Source organism: Oryzihumus sp. (genome assembly GCF_054325275.1).
The window spans coordinates 1-8,883 of sequence record NZ_JBTCWL010000105.1; the positions used below are offsets into that span (position 1 = coordinate 1).

Genomic DNA, 8,883 nt, shown 5'->3' on the forward strand with positions numbered 1-8,883 from the left:
GCAGCCCAGGGCGATGCCCATGCCGACGACGTTGAACACGACGAACAGCGCCAGCTCGTGGTGGACGGCGGTGCGACGGCGGTGCCGGAAGGTCCAGTAGCGGTTGCCGGCCCACGCCGTGAGCGTGGCAAGGGTGACCGAGATGACCTTGGCCGTCAGGGGCTTGTCGTAGAGCGGGCCGTGGCCGCCGACGAAGCGCAGCGCGTTGAACGTGCCGACGTCGACGACGAGGGCGACGGCGCCCACCACACCGAACTTGAGCATCTCGCGGACGAGCACGTCCACGGCACCGCGCAGTCGGGCGATCGGCGAGGGCTGGTCGGTCGGCACCTGTTGAGCGTAACGGCCGCCGGGCGGCAGCACCGAATCCTCGCCCGGATAGGCTCGGCCCCGTGACCTCTCCGCAGCGCGCTCCTGGAGGCTTCCCCGTCGTCGGCATCATCGGCGGCGGCCAGCTGGCCCGGATGTGCCAACCACCCGCGGTCGGCCTCGCGGTCACGTTGAGCGTGCTGGCCGAGACCCCTGACGCGTCCGCCGCGCTGGTCGTGCCGTCGGCGCCGGTGGGCGACTACACCGACGTGGAGACCGTGCGCGCGTGGGCGCGCTCCTGCGACGTGGTCACCTTCGACCATGAGCACGTGCCGCCGCCGGTGCTCGCCGCGCTCGAGGCCGACGGGGTGCCGCTGCACCCCAGTCCGGCCGCCCTCGTCTTCGCCCAGGACAAGCTGGCCATGCGCCGGCGGCTCAGCGAGGTCGGGGTCGGCTGCCCGCGGTGGGCGGCGGTCCGCACCGCCGAGGAGCTCAAGGCGTTCGGGGAGGACGTCGGCTGGCCGGTCGTGGTGAAGACGCCGCGCGGCGGCTATGACGGCAAGGGCGTCCGGGTCGTCGGCTCGGTCGATGAGGCCGCCGACTGGCTCGAGGCCAGCGCCCGGGATGCGGTCAGCGGTGGCCCGCTCGCCGAGGGCCTGCTGGCCGAGGAGAAGGTCGAGTTCACCCGCGAGCTGGCGGTGCTCGTGGCGCGCAGCCCCTCCGGGCAGGCCGCGACATGGCCGGTCGTGGAGACGGTCCAGGTCGACGGGATCTGCACCGAGGTGCTGGCGCCCGCACCGGGGATGTCGGACGCCCTGTCCGCCGAGCTGACCGAGGCGGCGCTGCGCGTGGCCGGGGCGCTGGAGGTCACCGGTGTCATGGCGGTGGAGATGTTCGAGGTGTCCCACCCGCACACCGGTGAGCCGGACTACGTCGTCAACGAGCTGGCCATGCGCCCGCACAACTCCGGGCACTGGAGCATCGACGGAGCGGTCACCAGCCAGTTCGAGAACCACCTGCGCGCGGTCCTGGACCTGCCGTTGGGGTCGACCGCCCCGCGCGCGCCCTGGACGGTCATGGCCAACGTGCTCGGCGGCGACTACCCCGAGCTCTACCCGGCCTACCGGCACATCATGGCGCGTGACCCCGGGGCGCGAGTTCACCTGTACGGCAAGGGAGTTCGTCCCGGGCGCAAGATCGGGCACGTCAACGTCAGCGGTGACGACCTGGCCGACCTGCGGGAGCGGGCCGGGCACGCCGCGGACTACCTGAGGGGAGTCGTCACGGAATGAGCACCAACGACACCGGGGCCCTGGTCGGCCTGGTCATGGGCAGCGACAGCGACTGGCCGGTCATGGAGGAGGCGGCCAAGGCGCTGGAGGAGTTCGGCGTCGCCTATGAGGCCGATGTCGTCTCGGCGCACCGGATGCCGCAGGAGATGATCGCCTACGGCGAGAATGCGGCCTCCCGGGGCCTGCGGGTCATCATCGCCGGCGCCGGGGGAGCGGCCCACCTGCCGGGGATGCTCGCGTCGGTGACCCCGCTGCCGGTGATCGGCGTCCCGGTTCCGCTGAAGCACCTCGACGGGATGGACTCGCTGCTGTCCATCGTGCAGATGCCCGGCGGCGTGCCGGTCGCCACCGTCTCCGTGGGCGGCGCACGCAACGCGGGGCTGCTCGCTGTGCGGATCCTCGCCTCCGGCGCCGGCGCCGAGGCCGAGCAGCTGCGGGCGAACATGGTGGACTTCCAGCGCCGCCTGCGCGACGAGGCGCACGCCAAGGGGGAGCGGCTGCGCTCGCGACCCGACCAGAAGACCGGGTTCGGCCCGGGTCGCTAGCCGGGCGCTCCACGTGAGCACGCCCGAGCGTGCCCGACGCAGTCGGGGTGCCCGCCCGCTGAGGCAGCCGACTCAGCGCACGGGCTCTCGCCTCCCGGGTGCTGGCCGGGAAGTCGCCGTCCGGTCCGCGAGTCGATGAACAGCGGCGTGAGTGTGGTGCCCTGCTCGCGCGCCAGCGACTGTGCCTGAACGAGCGGCAGCAGGCCGTGGCGGGGGACCTCGACCCCAGCGGGACCGCTGCTCCGACGGGTGTTCGCGGCATCCGCGGCCTCCCGCGACCTCCAGTGGCACGGTCACGGGCGGCGTGGTTGAGACCGTGGCCGCACCCAGCAGCAGGTCCACCATGGCGTCCGCACGCGCCCGGTCAGCGTCCGCCTCAGGTCCACCCTGCTCTGGGCGCCGCGCCCGGTCATGGCCAGCAGCGGGCGATGCGGTCGCCCAGGAACTCCCACTCGTCGACCGGACCGCCGGACTCCGCCGTCAAGCCCTCGGCCCGCGTCCGACGACCGTGGCGGCATGCTCGCGCTCGCGGGCGGCCAGCGATGCGATCGACCGGGCCTGGATCGGGCCATGGCGTTGATGACCATCTGGGACGCCAGGACCGTCGCCTCGTCTGCGGCGGCGACCTCTCCCGCGGTCAGGGCATCGAGCATCGCCGCCATGGCGCCGATCGGCATCTGGCGGACTTGCTCCACCCCGAGTGAGAACATGCGTCCACTCCAGGGGCGGGGTCCGACAGTCCCCCGCGTGTCCCCAGCCCGGAATCCAGCCCGCGCAGTCAGGACGGCCAGGCACGGCGCTCGGTCAGAGCGCGGGGTACTCCATCTTGGGGCACGTGTCCATGACCACGTCGAGGCCGGCGGCGTGGGCACGCTGCGCGGCGGCCTCGTCCACCACGCCGAGCTGCAACCACACGGTCTCGATGCCGAGCCGCTCCTTCTGGGCGATCGCCTCGTCGACGACCGCGCCGACGCGCGAGGAGTTCACGAAGCAGTCGACCACGGCGACCTTTTCGCCGTCGGGGATGTCGGCCAGGCTGGTGTAACCGGCCTCGCCGAAGACCTCTTCCGCGCGCGGGTGCACGGGGATGATGCGGTGCCCGAGCGCCTCACGCATCCAGCGCGAGACGCCGTATGCCGTGCGGCCGGGGTCGGTGGACAGGCCGACGACGGCCCAGGTGGCCGGGGTCTGCAGGACCGACCGGATCACCTTGCGGTCGTTCACGGCGACGGGGCTCATGCGACTACCGGGTGCGGGCGGCCCAGCGCGCGGTAGGTCCAGCCCGCACCGCGCCACAGGGCGGGGTCGAGGGCGTTGCGGCCGTCGATGATGTGCGGGCTGGAGACGACCGCCTTGAGCGCGGCCGGGTCGATGTCGCGGTAGTCCTTCCACTCGGTCAGGTGCAGCACGACGTCGGCGCCTTCGCAGGCGGCCTCGACGGTGTCGGCGTAGCTCATGTCCGGGTGGATGCGTCGGGCGACCGGCAGGGCCTTGGGGTCGTGCACCGTCACCGTGGCGCCGGCCAGGTGGGCCGCCCGGGCCACGTCCAGGGCCGGGGAGTCACGGATGTCGTCGCTGTTGGGCTTGAACGCAGCCCCGAGCACCGCGACCTTCTTGCCGATGAGGGTGCCGCCGCACTCGGCGCGGGCGAGGTCGACCATGCGCGAGCGGCGGCGGAGGTTGATTGCGTCGACCTCGCGCAGGAAGGTCAGCGCCTGGTCGGCGCCCAGCTCGCCGGCACGGGCCATGAACGCGCGGATGTCCTTGGGCAGGCAGCCGCCGCCGAAGCCCAGGCCGGCGCCGAGGAACTTGTGCCCGATCCGGTCGTCGTGCCCGATCGCCTCGGCCAGGGCGACCACGTCACCGCCGGCGGCCTCGCAGACCTCGGCCATGGCGTTGATGAAGGAGATCTTGGTGGCCAGGAACGCGTTGGCCGACACCTTGACCAGCTCGGCGGTGGCGAAGTCGGTCACCAGCCGCGGGGTCCCGGTGGCGAGCGGCGCGGCATACACCTGGTCGAGCAGCGCGACGTCGGCGTCGGCGGTGTCGCCGTCGACGCCGTAGACGAACCGGTCGGGGGCCACGGTGTCCTCGATGGCGAAGCCCTCACGCAGGAACTCGGGGTTCCAGGCCAGGCGCACCCCGTCGCCGGCGGGAGCACCCCGGCGCAGCCGCTCGAGCACGCGCGCCGCGGTGCCGACCGGGACGGTGGACTTGCCGACCACGAGCGTGGAGGCGCCCAGGTGTGGCGCCAGGGACTCGGCTGCGGCGAACACGTAGGACGTGTCGGCGGCGTTCTCGCCGCGCCGCTGGGGAGTGCCCACGCAGATGAAGTGGACGTCGGCGTCGGCCGCGGCGGCGTAGTCGGTGGTGAAGGTCAGCCGGTCGGTCGCCAGGGCGCGCACGAGCAGCTCGTCCAGGCCTGGCTCGAAGATGGGGGCCTGGCCGGCGGCCAGCGCCTCGACCTTGGCCGGGTCGACGTCGATGGCGACGACGGAGTGCCCGAGGTCGGCCATGCAGGCCGCGTGGACCGCACCGAGGTATCCGGTGCCGATGACGGAGATACGAAGAGCCACGGGGCGAGAGTAGCCGGTGGCCACGGCGGGTCAGGGAGCCGAGGTCGCCCCGCGGCGCACGCAGATCCGGTGGCTAGAGTGACGTGCTGCACAGCCGTAACCCACCCCCACACCGCAGGGAGCAACGACATGCGATTCGGACTGTTCATCCCCCAGGGCTGGCGCATGGACCTCGTCGGCATCGAGCCCGACATGCACTGGGGGGTCATGGCAGGCCTCGCCCGGCGCACCGACGAGCTCACCCGCGAGTGGGAGTCGATCTGGGTCTACGACCACTTCCACACCGTGCCCGAGCCCTCCGGTGAGGCCACGCACGAGGCGTGGACGCTCATGGCGGCGCTCGGCGCCGTCACCAACAAGGTCCGGCTCGGCCAGATGTGCACCTGCATGAGCTATCGCAACCCGGCCTACCTGGCCAAGGTCGCGGCCACCGTGGACATCGTCACCGAGGGCCGGATCGAGATGGGCATCGGCGCCGGGTGGTACGAGCACGAGTGGCGCGCCTACGGCTACGGCTTCCCGCGGGCGGGGGAGCGGCTGGCCATGCTCGAGGAGGGCGTGCAGATCTTCCGCGACATGTGGACCAAGGGCTCGGCCACGCTGGACGGCAAGCACTACCAGGTCGACGGCGCCATCTGCGCCCCGCGGCCGCTGCAGGGCACCACGTTCCCGGGGTCGCCGCTCAACGGCATCCCCATGTGGATCGCCGGTGGCGGGGAGAAGAAGACGCTGCGCATCGCGGCGCAGTACGCCGACTACACCAACTTCGACGGCAGCCCCGAGGGCTTCGCGCACAAGAGCGAGGTGCTCAAGGGTCACTGCGAGGACCTGGGGCGCGACTTCGGCTCGATCGTCCGCTCGGCCAACTACAACGTGGTCATCGGCGAGAACGAGAAGGAGGTCAAGGACCGCCTCGCGTGGCACAAGGACCACTTCATCCGCGCGGGCCTGTCCGAGGCACGGGCCGAGGAGCACGTGGCCAACCTCGCCACCCAGCCGGCGGTCGGCACGCCCGACCAGATCGTCGAGACGCTGCGCGGCCTGGAGGCGCAGGGCATGACCTACGCCATTACCTACTTCCAGGAGGCGGCCTACGACACCTCGGGCATCGACCTGTTCGAGAACTACGTCATCCCCGAGCTGATCACCAAGGGGGAGTGACCCGGTCGATCACCAGGCGGTCCAGCCGCCGTCCACGGCGATGACCTGGCCGGTGACGTACGACGATGCGTCACCGGCCAACCACGTCACGACCCCGCGGAAGTCTTCCTCGGTGCCCATGCGGCCCAGGGGGGTGAGCGCCTCGTAGCGCTGCACGAAGCTCTCGTCCTGCCCGCGGGCGATGCCCCCGGGGGCGAAGGCGTTGACCCGCACGTCGGGCGCCAGCACCGTGGACAGATAGCGGGTCAGCTGGGCGAGGCCGCCTTTGGTGGCGGCGTAGGCGGCGGGGTTGCCCATCCGGGTCCCGGCGTACAGGTTCATGTTCGGCCCGACGAGGCCATAGATCGACGAGACGTTGATGACGCTGCCACGACCGTGGGCGCGCAGCAGCGGGGTCAGGCGCCGGGTCAGCGAGAACGGCACGGTGAGGTTGAGCCGGGTGGCGAGCTCGAACGCCTCGTCCGTCTGCTCCTCGAAAGGCACGGCGTAGCCGGGCACCCCGCTCGTCCCGGTGAACGCCGCGTTGTGCACCAGCACGTCACAGCGGCCCAGCGTCTGCACCGCGTCGGTGACCTGCGCCAGGCCTTCGGGCTGGAGCAGGTCCGTGACGACTCCTTCGTGGGGAGCAGCGCCGGTGGGCAGGGCAGCGACGGCGGCATCGACCGAGGCCTGGTCCTTGTCGATGACCACCACCCGGGCGCCGCCCCTGGCCAGCGCGTCGCTGAGCACCCGGCCCAGTGGGCCCGCCCCGCCGGTCACGGCGGCGACCCGGCCGCTCAGGTCACCAAGGATCTGCTCGCTCATCAGCTCTCCATCCAGGGCAGGCGGATCAGGCCGGCGCCCACCAGCGCCTCGATGAGGCGGAACTCGTACTCGTCGTCGATCGAGAAGGCCTGCGCCTCCGGGATCTCCGCCCCGGCGTGCCGGCCCTCGTCGAACCACGACGTCTCGAGGCGGCGGACGAAGTCGCTGCGCCACAGGTAGAAGTTGCCGTTGATCCGCAGAAAGCGGTCGGCGTCCTGGCGCCGGGTGATCCCGGTGCCTTGGGGAAAGTACCGCTCAACCTGGCCGTCCTCGCGCTCGCGCACGCCAACCCACAGCGGCTGGAACGTCGGCTCGGACACACTGATGACGCCGTCGAGGCCATCGTCGGTGAACAGCCTCCGGGCGGCGCCGCCGATCTGGCTGGGCAGACGGGAGGGGCTCGTAGGGTCCAGAAGGAGGACCGCGTCGTATGACCTGCCCTCCTCCTCCTCGACGGTCGCCAGGGCGTGCCGGATGACGGGAGCCATGGGGGTGTCGTCTGCGGCCAGGTGCGGCGGACGCAGGAACGGGACGTCGCCGCCATGCGCCCGGGCGACCGAGGCGACCTCCTCGGAGTCGGTGGTGACGATGCAACGGGTCACCTCCGGAGTCATGGCGGCGGCCTTGACGGAGTGGGCGATCAGCGGCAGCCCAACCAGGCTGCGGATGTTCTTGCCGGGGAGCCCCTTGGAGCCGCCCCGTGCCGGGATGACCGCCAGGATGCGTGGTGCGTTGGTCACGTGAGGCCTTCCGGTGCGGTGGCCGCGGGGATGGGGGACAGAGGGGAGGATGTGGTTCTGCGGGCCGCGGCGTCGGCGGTCCGTGCATCGTCGCAGATGCGCACGGCCAGGCACCCCTCGGTGAGCGTGGCCGGGGCCCCGGCGTCGCGCAGCACCTCGGGGTCCTCGCCGGGGTGCAGCCCGAGCGCGGCGGCCGCCTGGGTGCCCATCACCACGTCGCGGTCGAGGTCGTCGGGGAAGTCCCACCGTGTCGTGCTGCCGTCGGCGCCGACGCGGCGCAGCGTCCCGGCCATGACGTCCCAGCGAAGGGAGCCGTCGGGGCCGTTCAGCTCCAGCCCGCGCCGGGCCGGGCGGGTGATGTAGTCCAGGCGGACCGTCACGGTGGTGGCATCTGGCGCCCGCCACAGCAGGGTTGCTGCCTGTTCCGCCGCCATCTCGAGCGGCCCGCTCACGTCGAGCCGGGCGGCGAGGCGCTCAGGAGCCCCGAAGAGCACTGTGGCGTAGTCGATCTCGTGGACGAGATCGCGCAGCACCCCGCCCTCGTCGGCCCGGGCGGAGTAGGAGTCGCGGTAGTCGCGGTCGGGTCGCCAGTCCGGCAGCCATGACTGGGACCAGACGTGGGCAGAGGCTGGGCGACCGACGTCGCTGCAGCGGCGGCGCAGCTCGCGGAAGCCCTGATGGGCGCGCAGCGGGGCGGCAACCCACACGTCCTCGGCGCGGGGATGCGCCAGCAGTGGGTCGACGTCACTGAGGGTCGGGGCCACCGGCTTCTCCAGCAACAGCTTCGGGCATCCGGTGTCGAGGGCGGCCAGCGCGTCGGCGACGTGCCGGCCGGTGTCGGTGGCGACGACGACGAGGTCGGCCGAGCTGCAGACGTCTGCTGCGTCCCGGTCGCTCAGCAGACTGGCGCCGGACTCGGCGTCGACGTCCTGCCCGGCGCGCTCACGGACCGGCCAGAGCAGCACCTCGGTGCCGAGGCGGGCGAAGACGCGTGCATGGCGGCGCCCGATCGACCCGGCGCCCCGGATGACGACGCGCTTCATAGCAGAGTTCTCTCCCGGTCCGTGCCCCGTGGCACCTCGTGGTGAAGCAACAAGTGGGGCCCATCGTGGCAGATCGCCGAATGCACGAGGCCCGCGCCACAGGCGGCCGGGACGCGGACGCAGCGAGCCGGTCCACAGCGGCCCTGAGAGTTGGGTCATGGGTGGCGACCGCCCGGCGTACCCGCGGGTAGCATCGCCGCCGTGACCGGTAACCCTTCATTCGACCTGTTCAAGATCTCCGAGGACCACGAGGCGCTGCGCGAGGCGATCCGGTCCATCGCCGAGGACAAGATCGCCCCGTTCGCGGCGGCGGTCGACGAGGAGGCGCGCTACCCCCAGGAGGCGCACGACGCCCTGGTGGCCTCGGACTTCTTCGCGCCGCACATCCCCGAGGAGTACGACGGGGTCGGCGC

The 8,883-nt window shown here is 72.2% G+C and carries 10 protein-coding genes; 4 read left to right on the forward strand and 6 right to left on the reverse strand.

The window, feature by feature from the left end; all coding sequences use genetic code 11:
- A partial coding sequence (locus ACXVGS_RS18105; protein ID WP_458537299.1) for a GtrA family protein occupies positions 1-330 on the reverse strand: 330 nt, incomplete at its 3' end.
- A 62-nt stretch (positions 331-392) separates the two neighbouring features.
- On the opposite strand from ACXVGS_RS18105, the gene ACXVGS_RS18110 reads away from it, so the two are divergent.
- The gene (locus ACXVGS_RS18110) at positions 393-1,601 is read left to right on the forward strand and encodes a 5-(carboxyamino)imidazole ribonucleotide synthase (protein ID WP_458528797.1); all 1,209 of its coding nucleotides are present in this window, start codon (positions 393-395) and stop codon (positions 1,599-1,601) included.
- Positions 1,598-2,146: a 5-(carboxyamino)imidazole ribonucleotide mutase gene (gene purE, locus ACXVGS_RS18115; RefSeq protein WP_458537300.1), complete on the forward strand. Its 549-nt coding sequence runs from the start codon at positions 1,598-1,600 to the stop codon at positions 2,144-2,146. The genes ACXVGS_RS18110 and purE overlap by 4 nt, the downstream gene beginning before the upstream one ends.
- A gap of 804 nt (positions 2,147-2,950) precedes the next feature.
- Here purE and ACXVGS_RS18120 read toward each other — a convergent pair.
- Positions 2,951-3,385, reverse strand: coding sequence for a CoA-binding protein (locus ACXVGS_RS18120; RefSeq protein ID WP_458528800.1), 435 nt, complete (start codon positions 3,383-3,385; stop codon positions 2,951-2,953).
- A complete protein-coding gene (locus tag ACXVGS_RS18125) occupies positions 3,382-4,722 on the reverse strand; it encodes a UDP-glucose dehydrogenase family protein (RefSeq protein ID WP_458537301.1) in 1,341 nt (446 codons plus the stop codon). The genes ACXVGS_RS18120 and ACXVGS_RS18125 overlap by 4 nt, the downstream gene beginning before the upstream one ends.
- Positions 4,723-4,851: 129 nt before the next feature.
- On the opposite strand from ACXVGS_RS18125, the gene ACXVGS_RS18130 reads away from it, so the two are divergent.
- Positions 4,852-5,883, forward strand: a complete 1,032-nt coding sequence (locus ACXVGS_RS18130) for an LLM class F420-dependent oxidoreductase (RefSeq protein ID WP_458528802.1) — start codon at positions 4,852-4,854, stop codon at positions 5,881-5,883.
- Between the two features lie 9 nt (positions 5,884-5,892).
- Here ACXVGS_RS18130 and ACXVGS_RS18135 read toward each other — a convergent pair whose 3' ends face one another.
- The 3 genes from ACXVGS_RS18135 to ACXVGS_RS18145 are packed head-to-tail and all read right to left on the reverse strand — an operon-like array spanning position 5,893 to position 8,470.
- Positions 5,893-6,687, reverse strand: a complete 795-nt coding sequence (locus ACXVGS_RS18135) for an SDR family oxidoreductase (protein WP_458532744.1) — start codon at positions 6,685-6,687, stop codon at positions 5,893-5,895.
- Positions 6,687-7,427 (reverse strand): acylneuraminate cytidylyltransferase family protein, encoded by a 741-nt coding sequence (locus tag ACXVGS_RS18140; RefSeq protein WP_458534885.1) that lies wholly within the window; start codon positions 7,425-7,427, stop codon positions 6,687-6,689. The genes ACXVGS_RS18135 and ACXVGS_RS18140 overlap by 1 nt, the downstream gene beginning before the upstream one ends.
- Positions 7,424-8,470, reverse strand: coding sequence for a Gfo/Idh/MocA family protein (locus ACXVGS_RS18145; RefSeq protein WP_458534884.1), 1,047 nt, complete (start codon positions 8,468-8,470; stop codon positions 7,424-7,426). The genes ACXVGS_RS18140 and ACXVGS_RS18145 overlap by 4 nt, the downstream gene beginning before the upstream one ends.
- Before the next feature lie 201 nt (positions 8,471-8,671).
- Between ACXVGS_RS18145 and ACXVGS_RS18150 the strand changes: the two genes are divergently transcribed.
- The coding region (locus ACXVGS_RS18150) for an acyl-CoA dehydrogenase family protein (RefSeq protein WP_458537302.1) at positions 8,672-8,883 on the forward strand (212 nt) is incomplete at its 3' end.